Source organism: Streptomyces sp. NPDC096040, from assembly GCF_040303265.1.
In the GTDB taxonomy this organism is placed as follows: Bacteria; Actinomycetota; Actinomycetes; order Streptomycetales; family Streptomycetaceae; genus Streptomyces.
Window position 1 is genome coordinate 170921 of sequence record NZ_JBEOTA010000016.1, and the last position, 19951, is coordinate 190871.

The window sequence follows — 19951 nt, forward strand, 5'->3', positions numbered from 1 at the left end:
TCATGCCAATGCAGATCTTGTGAGGCTGCTGCGGTAAGCGAGTGAACCGTCATTGACGCTGACGTGTCCGCGCCAGTACTCACTACGGGCCACGAAAGCTTCTGCGCCACCCGTGGGATTGGTTACGGCGGTGCTGCTGTTGTCCGGAGCCAGGCGTTCGCTCCAACTCGCCGAGAACCTGGGCGAGGGCGACGGGCCGGCCGCGCGCTGAGGGCTCCGGCCCGCGCTCATCCGGCGCACAGGGTGTCACAGAGCCGTGGTGGGCCAGTCCAGCAGTCGTGCCCCGATGACCGCGGTCTGGAGCATGTAGCGGTGGGTCGGGTCGGCGGGGTTGGCGCCGGTGAGTTTGTGGATGCGTTCCAGGCGGTACGTCAGGGCGCGGACGCTCAGGGACTGGCGGCGGGCGGCCTCGGTGGCCACGCAGCCGGAGTCGAAGTAGGCGGTGAGGGTGTCGATGAGGGGCTCGGCCCCGCCACGGGCCGTGGTGAGAGGGCCCAGGGTGTCCTGGACGAGGTCGGCCATGGCCTGCCGGTCGCGGGTGAGGACCGGGTAGACCAGCAGGTCGGCGGCGCGCAGGACAGGGTCGTCGAGGTCGAGTCGCTCGGCCAGTTCGAGCGCGTTGAGTGCCTCCTCGTAGGACTGGACGACGCCTCCGGGGCCGGGCTGGGGGCGGCCGATGGCGACCCGGCCGCCTTCGGTGGCGGCGTGTGCCTGCCTGGCGAAGTGGGTGAGCACGTCGGCCTGATGGCCGGGTGCGATACACAGCAGTCGGCCGTCCTTGGTGGTGAGCAGGACGCTGCGGTCCCCGAACCGCCCGATGACGGCCTGTTCCACCTGTCTCGGCACCGGGTCGCCCTCCCCGTATGCGGTGGCGCCCTGCGCGACGGCGACCGCGTGGGCGTGGGACAGGCGCAGGCCGAAGCGTTCGGCGCGTTCGGAGAGGCGGCCCAGGTTGCTGCGCCCGTAGAGGAGGTCGTCGATGAACTCCCGGCGGGCCGCCTCCTCCTGTCGTACGGCGAGCAGCTGGGCGCGCTCGAAGCCCTCCGCGAAGGCGTCGACGACCTGCTGGACGGCGGCGAGCGCCTCGTCGGCGGAGCCGGTCGCGGCGGGCCAGGCCGTGCGGGCGGCCGTGAGGTGCGCGCTGACCAGGGCGCGCAGTCCGTGGCCGGCCTCGGCGGCCTGTTCTCCCAGGGCGCGGCGGGAGGCGATCTCGTCACGGGTCAGGCGCCGGCCGGTGGCCGAGACCTCCGCCAATATGTGGTCGTAGCCGTCGAGGTACTGCTCAGGCATCTGGCTGTCCGTCACGTCGTCCCCCGGAATCCTGACGTGCCGCTGACGGTTTCTTAGCGGTCACCGGCACGCAGACCTTAGTGAACACTGCCGGGAACCGGCAATGCGCGGGTCGGCCCCGATCGTGGAGCATGGCTCGCGGGGAGCACGGCGGATGGTTCCGGTGCCGGACACCGGCAGGTGCCCGCACCGGAAACCGGAGTTGATCCGCGCCCCCATGGACACGAGCGGCGCGGGCCTAGCGGGGGGCAGGGAGCATGCGGATATTTCTGGTGGCCGACGCTGGCCTGCCCGCCATCGTCCTGACCACGACCCTGGCGGCGGTGGCCTGCCTCCGGCTCCTGGCGCCGGCGCGTCCGACCGATGCCGGGAGCTGCGACGCGAACGTGGATCCGCTGGCGTGGCGCATGGTCGGGGTGCCCGTGGCGGTCGCCTTTTCGCTGCTGACGGTGCTCGCCTGGACCGTCGGTGTCTCGGCCGTGGTGCTGCTCACCGCGATCGGGCCCCCGGGCCCCGTCGCCGGGCCGATGCGCCTGGTCGCCCCCGCGGGAGCGCTGCTCCTCGCCTGGGCTGCCGCCCGGCTGCTCGTGCGGCCGTCGCACCGGCTCTTCCCAGACGAACCGGACGAATCCGCGGCGGCCGTGCACCGGCCGCGGGACCACGCCGCCTAAGCCACGCGCGCACCGGGACCTCCTTCCTCCCCGGCGTCTCCCTCGCGCCCGAGAACCTCGAACTCCCTTACGCCCCAAGGACGTATGCCATGACTCCCATGACCGTGGGCATCGGCGTGCTCATCGCCGTCTGCCTGCTCGCCGTCGCCGTCGTCTCCCTGCTGTTCCGCAAGGTGGAGCAGGGCAAGGCGCTGATCGTCTCCAAGCTGCGCAGGGTCGACGTGACCTTCACCGGGCAGATAGTGCTGCCGGTGCTGCACAAGGCCGAGGTGATGGACATCTCGGTGAAGGCCATCGAGATCACCCGGGCCGGCCGGGACGGGCTGATCTGCCGGGACAACATCCGCGCGGACATCCGGATCTCGTTCTTCGTGAAGGTCAACAAGACCGCCCAGGACGTCGTCAAGGTCGCCCAGGCCGTCGGCACCGCGCGGGCCAGCGACCAGAGGACGCTCCAGGAGCTGTTCCACGCGAAGTTCTCCGAGGCGCTGAAGACCGTCGGCAAGCAGCTGGACTTCACGGACCTGTACACCAAGCGCGAGGAACTCCGTTACAAGATCATCGAGTTGATCGGTATCGACCTCAACGGCTACCACCTGGAGGACGCGGCGATCGACTACCTGGAGCAGACGCCGCTGTCCCAGCTGGACCCGGCCAACGTCCTCGACGCCCAGGGCATCCGGAAGATCACCGAGCTGACGGCCGTCGAGCACGTACGCACCAACGAGGCCCAGCGCACCGAGGAGAAGGAGATCACCCGGCAGAACGTCGACGCCCGCGAGGCCATCCTGGAGCTGGAGCGCCGGCAGACGGACGCCGAGATCAAGCAGCGGCGCGAGATCGAGACCGTACGGGCCCGTGAGGAGGCCGAGACGGCCCGGGTGGCGGAGGAGGAGCGGCTGCGGTCGCAGGGGGCCTTCCTGAAGACCGAGGAACTGCTCGGCATCCAGCGCGAGAACCAGGCCCGCGAGGTCGCCGTCGCCGCGAAGAACCGTGAGCGGGTCATCGCCGTCGAGAACGAGCGCATCGAGAAGGACCGCCTCCTTGAGGTCATCGCCCGGGAGCGGGAGACCCAGCTGACCCGGATCGCCGCCGACAAGGAGGTCGAGGCGGAGAAGCGGGAGATCGCCGAGGTCGTCCGGGAGCGGGTGGCCGTGGACCGCACGGTCGCCGAGCAGGAGGAGGCCATCAAGAAGCTGCGGGCCGTGGAGGAGGCCGAGCGGGGGCGGCAGACGGTCGTCATCGCCGCCGAGGCCGAGGCTCAGGAGAAGCTGGTCAAGGACATCAAGGCCGCCGAGGCCGCCGAACAGGCCGCCGTGCACCGCGCCGCGCAGGAACTCACCCTCGCCGAGGCCCGGTTGAAGACCGCAGACCTGGACGCCCAGGCCAAGCTGCGCCTCGCCGAGGGCGTCCGGGCCGAGTCCGCCGCCGAGGGGCTGGCCGCCGTCCAGGTCCGTGACAAGGAGGCCGAGGTCGTCGAGAAGGCCGGGCGGGCGGAGGCCGCCGCGTCCGAGGCACGGCTGCGGGCCGACGCGGAGGGCACCCGCGCGAAGGCGCTCGCGGAGGCGGAAGGCACCCGCGCGAAGGTGCTCGCCGAGGCCGAGGGCATCGGCGAGAAGCTCAAGGCGGAAGCCGCCGGCCTCACCGAGAAGGCCGCGGCGATGGCCGCCCTGGACGACGCCTCCCGCGGCCATGAGGAGTACCGGCTGCGCCTGGCGGCGGAGAAGGACATCCGGCTCGCCGGGCTGGACGCGCAGCGGCAGATCGCCGAGGCGCAGGCCACCGTGCTCGCCACCGGGCTGGAGAACGCCGACATCGACATCGTCGGCGGGGAGTCCGTCTTCTTCGACCGGCTCGTCTCCGCGATCTCGTTCGGCAAGAGCGTCGACGGTTTCGTTCAGAACTCCGCCACCGCCCAGGCGCTCGCGGGGCCCTGGCTGGACGGCACCGCGAGCTTCCCCGACGACCTCGGCCGTGCCCTCGGCTCCGTCTCCACGGCCGGCATACGGGACCTGACCGTGTCCGCGCTGCTGACGAGGCTCATGACGTCGGGCGCCGCGAACCCCGGGCAGCTTCAGCAACTGCTGGACAGGGCGGGCGAGCTGGGTCTCGCCGACACCTCCCTCGCCGTCCTCAACGGCAGCGCCAGAAACTGACCGGCCCGTGGTCCGGAGCCGCCGCACAGGGGACGGCGGCTCCGGACCACGTATCTCCTTCGACCTGCTGAGAGGGATTCATGAGCACCGGTCAGGACACCGGTACGTACGAGGCTCCGGGTACCGGCACACCGGACGCCGGCACCTACGAGGTGCTGCGCGGCCGTCTCACCGCGCAGGCCGCCGAACTCGCCCGCCGCGCGCAGGCCCTGAACGCCCGTCGCACCGAGGAGTTCGGTTCGACGCGGCTCGAACTGGCCGGCACCGGGCGGCTGCGCACCGGGCACGCCAGTGTGCCCCGCGACATCGTCGCCGTCGGCGACACCCTGCTCCTCGGCCACAACCCCGGGCCCGGGGGTACGGCCGGCGACGTCTTCGCCCTCTACGACCGGGAGCTGAACCGGCTGCCCGACGGCACCGTGCCCGGCCTGCTCGACGACCCGGCGTTCGTCCGCGAGATCGCCGACCTCCACCGCTACTACCGCCAGGCCCGCCTGCTTCGGCTCCACCGGGCGGACGGCAAGTTGCTCGCCGTCTTCCAGACCGGCGAGAAGGCCGACGACACCCGCGTCCTGCGCTGGACGCTCACCGACGACGGGCGGGCGGCGTTCCTGGACGCACGCGGCGACCGCGACCACGTCCTGCCTCCCTCCCACGACGTCGAGTGGACCGCGACGACCCGCGAGGACCACGTCCTGGGCCGTCACCCGCACGTCTCGGTCGAGGGCGAGGTCTTCGTCGGGACGGTCGGCGGGACGCTGACCGTCAAGGTCGAGAACGACACCGAGACGGGCGAGGGCATCCACTCCGAAGCGGTCGACGAACCGTTGCAGTCCCTCGCCGACGCGGACATCGCCTACGCCCGCGTGGGCGCGCTGATCCTGCTGCGGATCCGCCCCTACAAGGAGGACTCCGACCGCCACCTGGTGTTCAACACCCTGACCAGGACCGTCGTCCGTCTCGACGGCATCGGCCGGGCCTGCCGCCGGCTGCCCGACGACCAGGGCGTCGTCTTCCCCGGCGGCTACTGCCTGGCCACGGGCACCCACAAGACGTACGACCTCGACATCGCGGATCTGGAGTTCGAGCGTGAGGTGCGCTCCCCGAACGGCGAGGACGTGCTGTACGCCTTCCACGCGCGCGTGTCGGGCCGCAGCCTGCTGCTGCCGTACAACATGATCCGCAAGGAGGTCGCCGCCCCGCTGTCCTGCCACGGCTGGACCCTGTTCGACGACGGCGCGCTGACGGTCCTGCACGCGGACGGCGACGAACCGCAGCGGGTGCACCCGCTCCAGCTGTGGAACTCACCGTACGTCTCCGGCACCCACGCGGCCGCGCAGCCCCTCGGCACGGGTCCGCTCGCCCGCGTCGGCAACGCCGACCTGGTGCGCGGCATCTCCGACTGCCTGTCCATCACCCGTGCCGTCGCCGAGTCGACACCGACGGGCGAGGTCTACGAGGCGCTGGCCGCCGCGTGCGTCCGGGCGGCCGACACCCACCACTGGTTGGGCGAGCCCGAACTCGGCGACTTGCGGGAACCGCTCACTCAGGTGCGGGCCACCGCCGAACAGGTGCTGACCGAGTTCGAGACTGTCCAGGCCCTCACCCGGCAGGCCGCCGACGCGCTCACCGAGGCCGACGCGCGGATCGCCGCGGTCGTACGACGCCTGCGCGGCGAGGCTCCGCGGGGCGCCGCCGCGTGGGTCACCGGCCTGACCGAACTCCGGCACGCTCAGGGGCACCTTCTCACCCTCAAGGACATGCGGTACGCGGACACCGCCCGCATCGACGAACTGGCCACCGCCACCGAAGCCGACCTCGCCGCCTTCGGGCAGCGGGCCGTCACCCACCTCGCCCGCGAGGAGGCCTTCGCCGAACACCTGGCCGACGTCGAGCAGTTCGTCGCCGAGGCCGAGTCGATCGCCACCGTCGCCGAGGCCACGCCCGTCTCCGCCCGTCTCGACGAACTGACCGACGGGCTGCACACGGTGACCGAGGTCGTCGCCGGGCTCGACATCGGCGACGCCACGGTCCGCACCGCCGTCCTGGAGCGGATCGCCGAAGTCCTGGGCGGGGCCAACCGCGCCCGCGCCACCCTCGACGGCCGCCGCCGCGACCTCCTCGACCGCGAGGGACGCGCCGCGTTCGCCGCCGAGTCCGCCCTGCTCGGGCAGACCGTCACCGGAGCACTCGCCGCCGCGGACAGCCCGGAGACGTGTGACGAGCAACTGGCCGGGGTTCTGGTCCAGATCGAGAACCTGGAGTCCCGTTTCGCCGAGTTCGACGACTTCCTCGGTGCGCTCGCCGACAAGCGCGACGAGGTCCACGAGGCGTTCGCCGCCCGAAAGCAGACCCTCGCCGACGCCCGCGCCCGCCGCGCCGAACGCCTCGCCGACTCCGCCGCCCGCGTTCTCGGGACGGTGACCCGGCGTGCTGCCGCCCTCGCCGACGCGGACGCCGTCCCCACGTACTTCACCTCCGACCCGCTGCCCGCCAAGGTCCGCCGCACCATCGACGAACTGCGCGCCCTCGGCGACCAGGTACGGGCCGAGGAACTGGACGGCCGCCTCAAGGCCGCCCGTCAGGAGGCCCTGCGCGTCCTGCGCGACCGCGGCGACCTGTACAGCGACGACGGCCGCACGCTTCGCCTCGGCGGCCACCGCTTCGCCGTCAACAGTCAGCCCCTCGACCTCACCCTGGTCCCGCACGGCGACGGCCTCGCCTTCGCCGTCACGGGCACCGACTACCGCGCGCCGGTCACCGACCCGGACTTCGCGGCCACCCGCCCCTACTGGGACCGCCCGCTGCCCTCGGAGTCGCCCGAGGTCTACCGCGCCGAGCACCTGGCGGCCCGGCTGCTGGACGAACACGGCCCGGCGGCGCTCGCGGAGGCCGATCTGCCTGCCCTGGTCCGGCAGGCAGCGGAGGCGGCCTACGACGAGGGGTACGAGCGAGGCGTCCACGACCACGACGCCGTACTGATCCTCATGGCCCTGCTATGCCTGCACGAGAGCGCGGGCCCGCTCCGCCACGAGCCCGCCGCCCGCGCCGCCGCCCAGCAGTTCTGGGCACACGGCACCACTGCCGACGAGCGCGCGGTGTGGACCCGCCGAGTCGTCTCCCTCGCCCGCGCCCGCGAGACCTTTGGGCTCGTCCCGGCCATCGCCGACCTGGAGCGGGAACTGGCGTCGGCGATCGGGGGGCCGTCCGCGACCGCCGCCGCCAGCTACCTTTTCGAGGAACTCACCACCGGCCCGGACGGCTTCGTCATCGGCTCCGGCACCCGCACGCTGCTCGACAAGTTCCGCCGCACGGTGGGCACTTCGGCGTACGACGACGGCCTCTCCGCCCTCGGTGAGTCAGCCGCCCGACGGCAACTCGTCGAGGCGTGGCTGACGTCGTACGCCGCGGCAACCGGGGTGGACATCACCCCCGGCGACCTGGCGGAGGCGGTGGCGGCCGAGCTCTGCCCGGACCTGCCCCGCTACGAATCCGACGCACCGCTGACGCAGACCGTCGAAGGGCTGCTGGGCACCCACCCCCGCATCAGCCGCCGTACGCTCACGGTCCGGATCGACGAACTCCTCGCCCGCACCCGGCGGTTCCGCACCCACGAGGTCCCCGCGCACCGTGCTTACCAGCGGCACCGCACGGCACTGGTGGCCGCCGAGCGTGCGCGGATCCGGCTGGCCGAGCACCGGCCGCGGGTGATGTCGGCGTTCGTCCGCAACCGGCTCATCGACGAGGTCTACCTGCCGTTGATCGGGGACAGCCTGGCCAAACAGCTCGGCACCACCGGCGAGACGAAACGCACCGACACCGGCGGGCTCCTCCTGCTCGTCTCCCCGCCCGGCTACGGCAAGACGACCCTCATCGAGTACGTCGCCGACCGCCTCGGCCTGCTCCTGGTCAAGGTCAGCGGCCCGGCGCTCGGGCACGCCGTCACCTCGCTGGACCCGGCCGAAGCCCCGAACGCCACCGCCCGCCGGGAGGTCGAGAAGATCAACTTCGCGCTGGAGGCCGGCAACAACACCCTCCTCCACCTGGACGATATCCAGCACACGTCGCCCGAGCTGCTGCAGAGGTTCATCCCGCTGTGCGACGCCACCCGCCGCATCGAGGGCGTACGCGACGGTGGGCCGCGCACCTATGACCTCAGGGGCAAACGCTTCGCCGTCTGCATGGCCGGAAACCCCTACACCGAGACCGGCAGCCGCTTCCAGGTCCCCGACATGCTCGCCAACCGCGCCGACGTGTGGAATCTCGGCGCCGTCCTGACGGGCAAGGAGGACGCCTTCGCGCTCAGCTTCGTGGAGAACGCCCTGACCGCCAACCCGGTCCTCGCCCCACTCGCCGCCCGCGACCGCGCGGACCTCGACCTGCTGGTCCGCATCGTGGAGGGCGACCCCACGGCCCGCGCGGACCGCCTCGTCCATCCCTACCCGCCTGCCGAACTGGAACGCATCCTGGAGGTGCTGCGCCATCTGCTGACCGCCCGCGAGACGGTTCTCACGGTCAACGCCGCCTACATCGCCTCGGCCGCCAAGTCCGACGCCACCCGCATCGAACCGCCCTTCCGGCTCCAGGGCTCCTACCGCAACATGAACAAGATCGTCCAACGCATCCAGCCGGTCATGAACGACGCCGAAATCGCCGCCGTCCTCGACGACCACTACACCGCCGAGGCCCAGACCCTCACCACCGAGACCGAGGCCAACCTGTTGAAACTGGCCGAGCTGCGGGGCATGCTGACGGCCGAACAGGCGGTCCGCTGGGGCGAGTTGAAAGCCGCGTACGTCCGAACCCTGACCCTCGGTGGCCCGGAGGGTGACCCGCTCACCCGCGCGGTCTCCGCGCTCGGTCTGCTCGTGGACCGGATCGCGGCCGTGGAGACGGCGATCGACAGGGCCGCCGCCCCCGGCACTCGGCACGTGTCCGAGCGGGAGGAGAGGGCATGACGTCCTTCCTGATCCCCGTCGCCGCCGCCGTGCTGATCGTGGCAGCCTGCACCGGCGCGCTGGTGCGTCGGGACCGGCGGTGGATGGCGAGCGCCTGCCGGAACCAGTTCCGGCGAACAAGATTGACCAGGTGTGGCTGTCCACCGGTCTTCGGCGGCCACGACGTACTCCCGTGCGTGGCGCTCGTTGCCGGGCCCCGGCAACGAGACGTCCGCGACGGCGCGTGTAAGGGTTCTGTCAAAGACTCACCAAGAACGGGTAGGGGTTCCAGCGGTGTGCCGGGAAGCCTGGTCGGCGAGGCGATCGGCGGCGCGCCGGCGGAGCCGGACAGGCAGTCGCCCACGCGGTGCCCGGCCAGCGCCTGGCAGAGCCGGTCGGCGTGCTGCTCGTCGACCACCGCCGCGAGCGCGGGGTCTTCGACGACGTACGCCGGGAGCAGCACCTTGACTATCTGGGACGCCGGCAGGATGGCCTTCGGCTCCCCGCGCTCGTCCCGCAGGAGCAGCGCCGGCACCTTCTGCTCGGCCATCAGCCGTGCCGCGTCCAGAGCGTCGCTGTCGACGCTCACCGACTGGTACTCCACCGCCAGATCACGTGCGCGCACGGCCGGCTCCCGTCTTCCAGAAACGTTCCTGCGCCCAGGTTCGTACCCAGCCCGCCCGGCGCGCCAGGTCATCGGCGGAAACATACGCAACCCGAACTCCATCACGGGTGATCCACGTCCCACTTCTCCGTACCGTCCGATGAGAAGTGCGTCAACGAAGCATCAATTCGCTGGTCACAGGCCATACTTCACGGATGGGGGCCGGGTGGTCCTCAGTGGTCCGGTGAGGGGAGGCGACATCCGGTGAGCAGTGTCGGCGAGGTGCTCGGGAAGGTCGAGGTGCGGTTGAAATGGGACCCGAGCCCCCTGGGGGAACCGGCCCGGCACCTCGACATCGTCGCGGCGACCTACTCCGCGGACGATCCCCACGGGCGGCCGGTGTACATCGTCCACTACGACAGCCGGTCTCCCGACGGCACGATCAACATGACCCGGCACAGTCAGACCGGCCAGGGCTTCGGCTACGTCGAGGTGATGGTGCTGGAGTTGGACCGCCTCGCGGCCACCTACGGGCGGGTCGTGGTGGGGGTGGTCATCCACCAGGACGGCGCACGCCGGACCTTCCGTGACATCTCCAACGCCGGGGTGCTGGTCGTCCAGCGCTACACCGAACTGCTGGCGGACGACTTCACGCAGGTCGCCGACTCCACCGCCACGACCGTGGCCGAGTTCGTCAGAGACGGCTCGGGCGAGTGGGAGATGCACGAGATGGTCCGGGGATCCGACAGCGACCCGGTGCCCTTCACCCTGGAGATGGGCGGTGTGGCCCGCGGCACGGGCGGTGCGGTCGTCGCGGATTGAACGCGTGTACGGCATGCCGAACGACCGTTCAAGCGGGAACTTTTGCATAGCCTAAAGACGGGGAGGAGAGGGTGACTGTGTCCAAGGCATGCAGAGACAGTGAGGGCGGCCGGCGGGCAGCGCCGTATTGCTGGAGGACGTCATGACCGAGCGCACGCCGGTTTCCGGGGGTGCCGTGCTGTCCTGGATGCCGGTGGCGGCGATGGCCGTGGTGGCCGTGGCGGATCTGTCCGCCGGGCCCGGGGTGGGATTCCTGCCTCTGGTCTCGCTCGGCCCGGCGTTCTCCGGGCTGGTGGGAGGGTGGCGGCGTACGGCGCTGATCGGCGTGGTGGCTCTGCTCCTGTGCGTGGGGCTCGGGATGTACGACGGGCTGTTCGAGGAGCGCCGGGGGTTCACGGCGGTGGTGTCGGTGGCGGGTGTCACCGGCGTCGGCGTCGCGGCCGCGGTGATGCGCTCCCGTAGGGAGGCGGAACTGGCCAGTGTCCGGTCCATCGCGGAGGTGGCCCAGCGGGTGCTGTTGCGGCCGGTGCCCCGGACCGCGGGCCCGCTGCAGGCTGCGGTGTCGTACACGTCGGCCGTCGCGGAGGCGCGGATCGGCGGGGACCTGTACGAGGTGGTCGCCTCGCCGCACGGGATCCGGGTGATCGTGGGGGACGTGCAGGGCAAGGGGCTGGCCGCGGTGGAGACGGCGGCCGTGGTGCTCGGCGCCTTCCGGGAGGCGGCCCACGACGAGCCCGACCTGGTGGGGCTGGGGGAGCGGCTGGAACGCAGTGTGGCCCGGGAGTTGGAGGGGGAGAAGTTCGTGACCGCCGTACTCGCCGAGATCGGTTCGGATCACGGGGTCGTCTTTCTCAACTACGGTCATCCGGCCCCGATGGTCGTGCGCCGGGACGGCACCGCCGACTTTCCGCAACCGCTCGCGTACGCCCTTCCGCTGGGGCTCGGTGCCCACGGCGGCGAGGGGCCCAAGCCCTACCGGGTGGACTTCGCGCCGGGCGAGCAGCTGCTGCTGTACACCGACGGCGTCACCGAGACCCGCGACGAGAGCGGCTGCTTCTACCCCCTCGGCGACCGGGCGCACCTGCTCAAGGAGCCCGACGCCGACCGCGCGCTGGAGGCAGTGCGCGAGGACCTGGTACGGCATGCCGCCGGACCGCTGCACGACGACGCGGCGATGCTCCTGCTGCGCTACCACGGTCATGGGGAAGGAAAATCTGTTCCCATCGCGTGAGAGGGCACCGGCGTCGGCACGGTAGAAAGGACGTATGCCGGAGAGTGAGAACCCCGCGGGGGCCATGGACGACGTCGACGCGGTGACCCGGGCGGTGCTGACCGCCTCCCGCCTGCTGGTGGCGGTGTCCGCCCGTTCCCTCGCGGAGGTCGAGGAAGGGGTGACCCTTCCGCAGTTCCGGATGCTGGTCGTGCTGGCCACCCGGGGGGCCACCAAGCTCGTGGTGCTCGCCGACCTGCTCCAGGTGGCGCCGTCGACGGCGATGCGGATGGTCGACCGGCTCATCGCGGCCGGACTCGCCGACCGGCAGACCAACCCCGACAACCGTCGCGAGACCCTGCTGCAGCTCACCGACGAGGGACGGCGCACGGTCGAGGACGTCACCGCCCGGCGCCGTTCCGAGATCGCGACGATCGTGGCCCGGCTCGGCCCCACGCAGCGCCTCGCGCTCATCGAGGCCCTGGGTGCCTTCAACAGGGCGGGAGGAGAGCCGCCTGCCGCGCCCGCCGTCGACGATCCCGAGCCGCATCCGCTCGGCTGGATCGTGGACGGTGCGCTGGCGCACGACGCCTGACCTCCCGCTGCCCGACTGGTCTCCAACGTTACGGTCGGCCCTTTCCACGCTCGATGGATTTTGCATAATGCAATGAAATCGGGACGAGGGCTTTGCCGTCGGCTGCGGCACGGGCAGGCCGCCGAGCGGCAGCGGAGAAGGGCGCAGGCTGGGGGGCACCGTGAGTACGACCATGGGCGCACCCGGCTGCGGCACAGGCGGCGTCACCTGGTCGGCGGGGAGCTTCGGCGGGGTCGTCTCCTGGAAGTTGACCTGGTCGAAGTTGACCAGTCCGGTGTTCTCCATCTGGGTGATGTGGTCCAGGACGACGTCGTTGGCCTGGTCGGCCAACGCGCGTACGAGCGTGTTCTCGGTCGTGGAACGGATCTTGGCGATGGTGTCGAAGATCGACCCGTGGGCGACGCGCAGGATGTTGGCGAAGTCGGTGTCGAACTGCTTGCCCGTGTCCGACTGGAACGTCGCCAGGAAGCCCTGCTGCTGCGGAGTGGACTGGTTGGGGATGGTGATGTTCAGCATGGGGGCGATTTTCCGGCAGCTGGCGTCGAGGGCTGCGTGCCCGATGACCAGGTGCCGCCCGGCTTCACGCACGGCCGCGGTCGTCCCCTTCTTCATGGCCAGGTCCCCCGAGGGGCCCTCCCAGAGTCCGGCGGAGCGCACGAAGACGACGAAGTTGCGGTCGGCCTCGGTGAGTGGTCCCCACTGGGTGCCGGTTGATGAGCCGGGACGCGTTCGAGGAGGCGGTCTGGATGCCCAGCATGCTCGGGTAGGCGAGGGCGGCGAGGGTGGCGGTGAGCGTCCCGCCGACGGCGAGGGTTCCGAACGTGTTGCGCGAGATGGGCGCTGTGCCTCCTGCTGCGGGACGGAGTGGGCGTCGTCGGCAGGTACGTGTCCGAAGCACAAAAGAACCTTTACTCAAGGTAAAGGTTGCATGATGCCAAATTGGAAGGTCGCCTCCCCTCGGTCGGCGATGTCGCTGGGTCGTCGTCACCTCTCGTGGAGGTGCGCCGTCGCCACCCGCCCCGGCCGCATGATGCGGATCTTGCCGCGCTCACAGGCGGGGCAGCGCGGCGACTGCAACGGTGACTGCACGGCCTTTCCGTCGAGGTGGTACGTGGCGATGATCCGTGCCTGGTCGTCCACGGTCACGTCGATGTCGTACGTGTCTTCCCAGCCGTGTCCGCAGTCGAGGCATACGAACGAGTAGGCGCGCCGGACGTGCTCGGTGTGCATGGCCACCTCCTGGAGCGATCTGTCCTTCGGGGCCCCGGGTATCCATTGTTGCACCATGCAAAATGAGATGTGGGTCAGACCGGAACACCCCCGTGGCCGAGCCCTCAGGCCGGAGTATGCACGGCGCGCAGCGCGCTCTGGTGACTGAGCCAGCCGACCGGCTTGCTGCGCGCCTGGTCGAGGACCGGCAGGCCGGTGCCCGCGGCTGCCAGCAGGGTGTGCAGGGCCTGGGCGAGGGGCTGGTCGGCGGTGACCGGGGCGGGCGGTTCGGCGAGCTGGCCGACCCGGGCCGGGGCCGCCTCCGGTTCCTCCGCCAAGGCCTCGGCGACCGCCTGGGCGGTCACCACACCGACGTACTCCCCGGCGTCGTCGACGACCGGGAGCGCGCCGTGGCCCGAGAGGCTCAGCAAGTCGGCGGAGTCCGCGAGCGTCGTCGACGCGGGCAGCGGGGACGGCAGGGGCTCCATCACGGAACCGACCGACTGGCCTCCGATCCTCGCGCCCTGGGCTGGGCCTTCGAGGTCGATGCCGCGGCGGCGGAGTTTGAGGGTGTAGACGGTGTCGTGGGTCAGCAGATGGCTGGCGGCGGTGGCCAGCACGATGGCCAGCATCAGCGGCAGGATGATCGAGTACTCGCCGGTGAGCTCGAAGAGGATCACCACGGCGGTGATCGGCGCCCGCGCCGCCCCGGCGAAGACGGCGCCCATGCCGACCAGCGCGTACGCGCCGACCGCGCCGGCCGAGGCGGGCAGCAGGTGGTGGACGCCGATGCCGTACGCCGAACCGAGCATCGCCCCGACGAACAGGCTCGGGGCGAACACCCCGCCGGAGCCGCCGATGCCGATCGTCAGGCTGGTCGCGAGCATCTTGCCCACCAGCAGCAGGATCAGGAAGCCGACCGCGTAGCCGCCCGCGGTCGCCTTCTGGAGCACGGGGTAGCCGACGCCGTACATCTCGGGCAGGGCCAGCAGCACCAGGCCGAGTGCCAGCCCGCCGACCGCCGGACGCAGCCACTCCGGGCCGCGCCACAGCCAGTCGCAGGCGTCCTCGACGAGGTACAGGAAGCGGGCGAAGCCCACCCCCACCACGGCCGCGACCAGGCCGAGCCCCGCGAACAGGCCGTACTGGGCGAGATGGTCGACGTGGAAGTCGGGGAGGTTCAGGAACGCCGTGTCACCGAAGGAGGCGCGTCCGATGACGCTCGCGGTGACGCTGGCCAGCACGGTGGCGCCGAAGGCTTCGGCGCTGAAGGTGCCGAGGATCAGCTCCATGGCGAAGAAGACGCCGGCCAGCGGGGCGTTGAAGGTCGCGGCGATGCCGCCCGCCGCACCACAGGCGACCAGGAGCTTCATCCGGGCCTCGGTCACCTTCGTCATCCGGCCCAGGGTGGAGCCGAGCGCCGAGCCGATCTGCACGATCGGTCCCTCACGGCCCACCGAGCCCCCGGTGCCGATGGTCAGGGCGGAGGCGAGCGTCTTGACGACGGCGACCTTCGGGCTGATCCGTCCGCCGCGCTGTGCGACCGCCAGCATCACCTCGGGCACACCGTGTCCGCGCGCCTCCTTGGCGAACCGGTTCACCAGCGGCCCGTACAGCAGGCCGCCGATCACCGGGGCGAGGAGGACGAAGTACGGGCCCAGCCAGGGCACGTGCGGATTGGCCGCGCCGGGGGAGGCCGCGTAGTCGGCGTGGCCGGAGAAGAGATGGGTGAAGGTCTTGATGCACCAGCGGAAGACGACCGAGCCCGCGCCGGCTCCGGCGCCGACCACGACGGCCAGCGCCATCAGGCCCCATGGAGCGGTGCGCAGTGCCGGAAGTCCCGGTGTCGGCCTGAGGCGGGTCGTCGTACTGCCGGGCACTTGCTTACCGTCTATCGCCGCTCGTATGGCACTCATCGTTTCCCCTTCATACCTTTGCATTATGCAAAAGAGTCAGGGGGGCGTGCCACGGGGGTCCTCATTGCGTACCGGTCGTGGTGGGAGCGAGCGGCCTCCGTCGTGCGCGGCGGCGGATTCTGCTCCGCCGGAGTGAGGCCGCGCCGAGGACGTCGAAGCGGCCGTGGGCGCGGCCGTCGGGCGACGTCAGGTCGCTTCGGCGCGGGCCTCGACGTCCTCGATGTCCGTGGGGCGCCCGGCTCGTGCCCACCGGGCGTACAGGCCGCCCGCGACGAGCAGGGTCGCGGCAAGGGACAGCATCGGCCAGCCGCGCAGCAGGTTCACCGCGAGGGTGAAGGCGACGGCCACGGCGGCAAGGCCGTTCAGCCAGGTCAGGGTGGTCTTCCGCTCCCGGTGGGCGAACCGGGCCATGGCCAGCAGCCCGATCAGGAAGCTGACGAAGACGGCGACCGCGTAGAACAGCACGAGTTCCTGCTCCTGGCCGGCCGCAGCGATGATGATCAGTGCGGCGGCGACCAGGTAGACCACGACCGACCAGTACGGGGTGTGGTGCCGGTTGGTCCGGCCCAGGACCGGCGGCAGCACACCGGGCCGCTCGGCCGTACCGGACAGGGCCTTCAGCAGCCCGGGTCCGGCCTGGAAGGACGAGCTGGCCGCGGCGAGCAGCAGCAGCGAGCTGGTCAGCTGGAAGGCGCCGTACAGCCAGCCCGGTCCGGCGGCGGCGTGCGCGATGTCGGCGATCTGGGTGGAGTCGGTGCCCGGGACACCGACGTGCAGTCGCACGGCGAGGGCGGTCAGGGCGAGGGTCAGGCCGCCGACGATGACCAGCAGCAGCGCGAGCGTGCCGCGGCCGAAGCGCCGGCGGTGGGTGTCGTCGAGCTGGCCGAGCTGGGCGATCGCGGTGGAGGGCGCCTCGATGCCGGTGGCCAGTGCCATGGCGACCGGGAAGGCCAGCACCACTGCGAGCACGGCGGAGTGACCCGGGTCGGTCGTGGCGACGGCGTGACCGGTGCCGTGCGGGGACGTGAAGCCCAGGACGAGAACGGCCACCGAGACGAGGACGAAGGCGACGGTCATCACGGCGAACAGCAGCCGCCCGCCGTGCCCGAACCAGGTCAGCCCCGCCACCACCGCGAGCAGCAGCAGCGCGAGCGGGATCCGGAACGGGGCCAGGCCCGGGAACAGGGCGATCACCGCACTCGCCGCCGCGGCGATCGAGATGCCGATGGTGAGGACGAAGTCCACGACCAGGGCGCCGATGGGCAGGAACGTCCAGCGCGCGCCGAAGGCCCGTCCGGCCGCGGCCGCCGCGCCGCCGCCCTTGGGGAAGCGCCGCACGAGCTGCCAGTAGTTCGCGGTGACCAGCCCGACGAGTCCGATGACCAGGCTCATCGTCGGCAGCAGCAGGGCGAGGTCGCCGTGCAGGGCGCGCAGCGCGGCCTCGATCGCGTAGGCGACCGAGGAGACCGGGTCGGCGATCACCGCGAAGGCGAACGCGAAGAAGAGAACGGAACGGCGGGGGCCGCGTCCGGACAGGACCTGGGGCGGGGCGGCCGCGACGGCGGCGGCCGACTTCGACGGGGTCACGCGAAGACCTTCCTCGATGCTCCGAAACGGAGGACTCACCTGGGGACACTTCGCCGACCCGTCTTCCCGGCACACCGCTTTCGACCGTACGCCAAAGAGTCATCAGGAAGGCGTTAGGGAAGTGTCAAGTCGCCCAGGCGGGCCGTCGGCCCGCGGAGGGGGTGCCCTGGCTCGGCCGGGGGAAACGGCCACTGGTGCGTGCGGTCGGCCGTCGGAGGGCTTCTTGCCCGCGAGGTTTGCATAATGCAAAAGTATGGGGAAAGGTGCGTGAGTGTCCCGGGCGTGGAAGAGGCGATGCACACCGATGAAGGTAGTGATCTGCGGAGCCGGTATCGCCGGACTGTCGCTCGCCGGCCGCCTGCACAACGTGCTCGGCTGGGAGGTCGTGGTCGTCGAGAAGGCGCCAGGACCGCGCACCGAGGGTTACATGATCGACTTCTTCGGCCCGGGCTACGAAGCGGCCGAGGCCATGGGTGTGCTGCCCTGGCTGGAGGAACTGAGCCATCCGGTCTCCGGGGCGGTGTTCGTCGACGACGACGGCCGGTGCCGGGCCCGGCTCGGGTACGACCGGTTCGCCCGGTCCCTGAACGGGCGCCTGCTGAGCATCATGCGGCCCGACCTCGAACTCGCCCTGCGGGAGCGGCTGTCCTTCGCCGTGGGTCTGCGCTTCGGTGTCGGCGCGGCACGTATCGACGCGCGTCCCTACGGCGTCCGCGTCACGCTCACCGACGGCAGCAGCCTCGACGCCGACCTCCTTGTCGGGGCCGACGGCATCCACTCCACCGTGCGGGCGCTGGCCTTCGGCGAGGAACGACGGTACGTCCGGCATCTGGGCTACCACACCGCCGCGTTCACCTTCGACGACCCCGCCGCGCACGCCGAACTCGGAGACCGGTTCTGCCTCACCGACACCGTCGGCAGACAGATGGGCCTCTACGCCCTGCGGGACGGAAAAGTCGCCGCGTTCGCCGTGCACCACGCCACCGAACCCCGGCTGCCCGACGACACCCGGGCCGCGCTGCGCCGCGAGTACGGCTCGGTCGGCTGGCTGGTTCCCCGTGCCCTCGCCAACTGCCCGCCGCCCGCACGGATCTACTACGACCAGGTCGCCCAGACCGACCTGCCGTGCTGGAGTCGCGGGCGGGTCGTCCTGGTCGGCGACGCCTGCCACGCCGTGTCCCTGCTCGCCGCACAGGGCGCCTCGCTGGCGATCGCCGGAGCCTACGTCCTGGCCGACCAGCTCGCCGGAGCCGGCAGCACCGAGGAGGCGCTTGCCGGATACGAACGACTCTGGCGACCGGTCATCACGCGCAGGCAGCGATCCGCGCGCAGAACCGCCCGCTGGTTCGTCCCCGCCTCGGCCCGGCAACTACGCCTGCGCCGACTGGGCCTGAGGTCTGTCGGCCTGCCCGGAGCGAGCCGCATCGCGGGCACGGCACTCGCCGGCCGGCAACGACCGTACTTGCGCCAACTCGCCTCCGTACCTGCCTGGGCGGGAACATCGGACGCGAGCGCACAGCGCTCGTATCGCAGCAAACCTGCGCGGGCGGCGAAGAGTTCCGGCGAGCAGACCCGTAGCGCGGAGAGCTAGATGTCATCAAGTCCCTGCCCCGGCCAGCGTGTTGTCACCGCCCGGCTGCGCGAGGCCCTTGAAGCCGCCGACTGCCGACTGCTCGCCGACCTCCTGCATCCGAACGTTCACTGGAGCCCACCAGAGGGAGGCGACACAGGCTGCCACGCCCGCTCCCACGTCCTGAGCCGCTGCTCCCGTCTGCACGCGCTCGGACTGCGGGCATACCTCGAAGAGACCTTCACATACCCGGCGGCCGTCGTCCTCGGCCTGCGGATCCACGGCACGGTGCCGCCGGCCGACCCGGAAAGCGTGAGATACCACGTCTTCGACGTCACCGGCGGCCTCATCACCCGGATCACCGGCTACACCGACCGCGCCCAGGCGCTTGAAGCGGCCTTCACCGGCGCCACCGCGGGATACGCGATGCAGCGGGGAGCCGTCGTACGCGGACCCCGGACAGGCACGTCAGGACCAGGCGACCCGCGCCTGGAACCTGACCAGTCCGGCCACGCCGAACTGCAGGACCACCGCCAGTGTGTGCGCGGCGGTGACGCCGTGTACCCCGTGCAGCAGGACGCGAGGATCCCCCTTGTCGCCGAAGCTGACGGTGGTGCCGCTCAGCAGCAGGATGCCGGCGGTGGACAGTGAACCGTCGCCCTTGGCCGACTTCCCGCCGATCAACTCGCCCCGCCCGCCGTCCGGGGTCGCGACCATGCCGAGGTGCTCGGGGACGCCGTCGTCGTTGCGCACCTCCATGCTGAGAGAGCCGTCGCCCGAGCGATCGAGGTGGGCGACGGCATCCGTGATCGTCATGTCGACGTCGCCGACGCCCACATGGACGTGGCCCGGGCTGCCGGTGGACACGGCAGCGGAGGCGTCGGCGTGCGGAGAGGAGGGACTTCCTGCGCACCCGGCTGCCAGGACGGCGAGTGCCACGGACAGGGACGCTGCGAGAGGAATGCGGACACGCGGGATTGTGTCTGTCATCTTTGCAGTATGCCAACATTGGTTCGCGGGCCGGCCGCCGCCCCGGTACGGGCACCGACGGAGTGGGGGCGCCATGGGTTTGGCCATGTCATCCCGCTCAAGGCTTACGCGGGCTCAGCCCGTGCCTGAACGCTCGTCACACGGGCAGACGGACCGTGAAGACCGTTCCTACCCCGAGGGCGCTGGTCACGGACACCGTTACACCGTGCGCCTCGGCGAGCTGACGGACGATGGCAAGGCCGAGCCCGCTGCCGCCGGTCCGGCGGCAGCGGGACTTCTCGGCGCGCCAGAACCGGTCGAAGACTCGGGGCAGGTCGTCGTCGGAGATGCCGCTGCCGGTGTCGGCGACCTTGATGACCACCTCGTCCCCGACGCGATGGCACGTCAGGGTGAC

At 71.4% G+C, this 19951-nt stretch carries 12 protein-coding genes and 3 pseudogenes; 7 read left to right on the top strand and 8 right to left on the bottom strand.

Going from position 1 to position 19951, the window contains the following annotated elements:
• Window positions 1–246 precede the first annotated feature (246 nt).
• Window positions 247–1290: a PucR family transcriptional regulator gene (locus tag ABTY98_RS23415; protein ID WP_502994324.1), complete on the bottom strand. Its 1044-nt coding sequence runs from the start codon at window positions 1288–1290 to the stop codon at window positions 247–249.
• A 257-nt stretch (window positions 1291–1547) separates the two neighbouring features.
• On the opposite strand from ABTY98_RS23415, the gene ABTY98_RS23420 reads away from it, so the two are divergent.
• From ABTY98_RS23420 to ABTY98_RS23430, 3 genes are all read left to right on the top strand, one after another.
• Entirely contained in the window at window positions 1548–1961 is a 414-nt protein-coding gene (locus ABTY98_RS23420) for a hypothetical protein (RefSeq protein WP_352222890.1), read from the top strand.
• A gap of 89 nt (window positions 1962–2050) precedes the next feature.
• Window positions 2051–4117: a flotillin family protein gene (locus ABTY98_RS23425; RefSeq protein WP_352222891.1), complete on the top strand. Its 2067-nt coding sequence runs from the start codon at window positions 2051–2053 to the stop codon at window positions 4115–4117.
• Window positions 4118–4197: 80 nt separating this feature from the next.
• On the top strand, window positions 4198–9075 hold the full coding sequence (locus ABTY98_RS23430; protein WP_352222892.1) for a DNA repair ATPase: 4878 nt from the start codon (window positions 4198–4200) through the stop codon (window positions 9073–9075).
• Window positions 9076–9367: 292 nt separating this feature from the next.
• Here ABTY98_RS23430 and ABTY98_RS23435 read toward each other — a convergent pair.
• Window positions 9368–9679, bottom strand: a pseudogene (locus ABTY98_RS23435) (CBS domain-containing protein); the annotation flags it as partial.
• 183 nt (window positions 9680–9862) lie between these two features.
• Here ABTY98_RS23435 and ABTY98_RS23440 point away from each other — a divergent pair.
• The 3 genes from ABTY98_RS23440 to ABTY98_RS23450 all read left to right on the top strand — a co-directional run bounded on the left by ABTY98_RS23440 (window position 9863) and on the right by ABTY98_RS23450 (window position 12285).
• Window positions 9863–10480 carry a TerD family protein gene (locus tag ABTY98_RS23440; RefSeq protein WP_352222938.1) on the top strand — a complete coding sequence of 206 codons (618 nt, stop codon included), beginning with the start codon at window positions 9863–9865 and terminating at the stop codon, window positions 10478–10480.
• Between the two features lie 142 nt (window positions 10481–10622).
• Window positions 10623–11711 (top strand): PP2C family protein-serine/threonine phosphatase, encoded by a 1089-nt coding sequence (locus ABTY98_RS23445; protein ID WP_352222893.1) that lies wholly within the window; start codon window positions 10623–10625, stop codon window positions 11709–11711.
• A gap of 34 nt (window positions 11712–11745) precedes the next feature.
• Window positions 11746–12285, top strand: a complete 540-nt coding sequence (locus ABTY98_RS23450) for a MarR family winged helix-turn-helix transcriptional regulator (protein WP_352222894.1) — start codon at window positions 11746–11748, stop codon at window positions 12283–12285.
• An 84-nt stretch (window positions 12286–12369) separates the two neighbouring features.
• Here the strand turns inward: ABTY98_RS23450 and ABTY98_RS23455 are convergent.
• The 4 genes and pseudogenes from ABTY98_RS23455 to ABTY98_RS23470 all read right to left on the bottom strand — a co-directional run.
• Window positions 12370–13042: pseudogene (locus ABTY98_RS23455) on the bottom strand (DUF4142 domain-containing protein); the annotation flags it as partial.
• A gap of 227 nt (window positions 13043–13269) precedes the next feature.
• Window positions 13270–13515, bottom strand: coding sequence for a hypothetical protein (locus ABTY98_RS23460; protein ID WP_352222895.1), 246 nt, complete (start codon window positions 13513–13515; stop codon window positions 13270–13272).
• A gap of 104 nt (window positions 13516–13619) precedes the next feature.
• Entirely contained in the window at window positions 13620–15299 is a 1680-nt protein-coding gene (locus ABTY98_RS23465) for a chloride channel protein (protein WP_352222939.1), read from the bottom strand.
• 297 nt (window positions 15300–15596) lie between these two features.
• Window positions 15597–16997 carry an APC family permease gene (locus ABTY98_RS23470; RefSeq protein WP_352222896.1) on the bottom strand — a complete coding sequence of 467 codons (1401 nt, stop codon included), beginning with the start codon at window positions 16995–16997 and terminating at the stop codon, window positions 15597–15599.
• Window positions 16998–17301: 304 nt separating this feature from the next.
• On the opposite strand from ABTY98_RS23470, the gene ABTY98_RS23475 reads away from it, so the two are divergent.
• Window positions 17302–18588, top strand: a complete 1287-nt coding sequence (locus ABTY98_RS23475) for an FAD-dependent monooxygenase (protein ID WP_352222897.1) — start codon at window positions 17302–17304, stop codon at window positions 18586–18588.
• Between the two features lie 447 nt (window positions 18589–19035).
• Here the strand turns inward: ABTY98_RS23475 and ABTY98_RS23480 are convergent, their stop codons facing one another.
• Window positions 19036–19557, bottom strand: a complete 522-nt coding sequence (locus ABTY98_RS23480) for a hypothetical protein (protein WP_352222898.1) — start codon at window positions 19555–19557, stop codon at window positions 19036–19038.
• Between the two features lie 136 nt (window positions 19558–19693).
• A pseudogene (locus tag ABTY98_RS23485) lies at window positions 19694–19951 on the bottom strand (sensor histidine kinase); the annotation flags it as partial.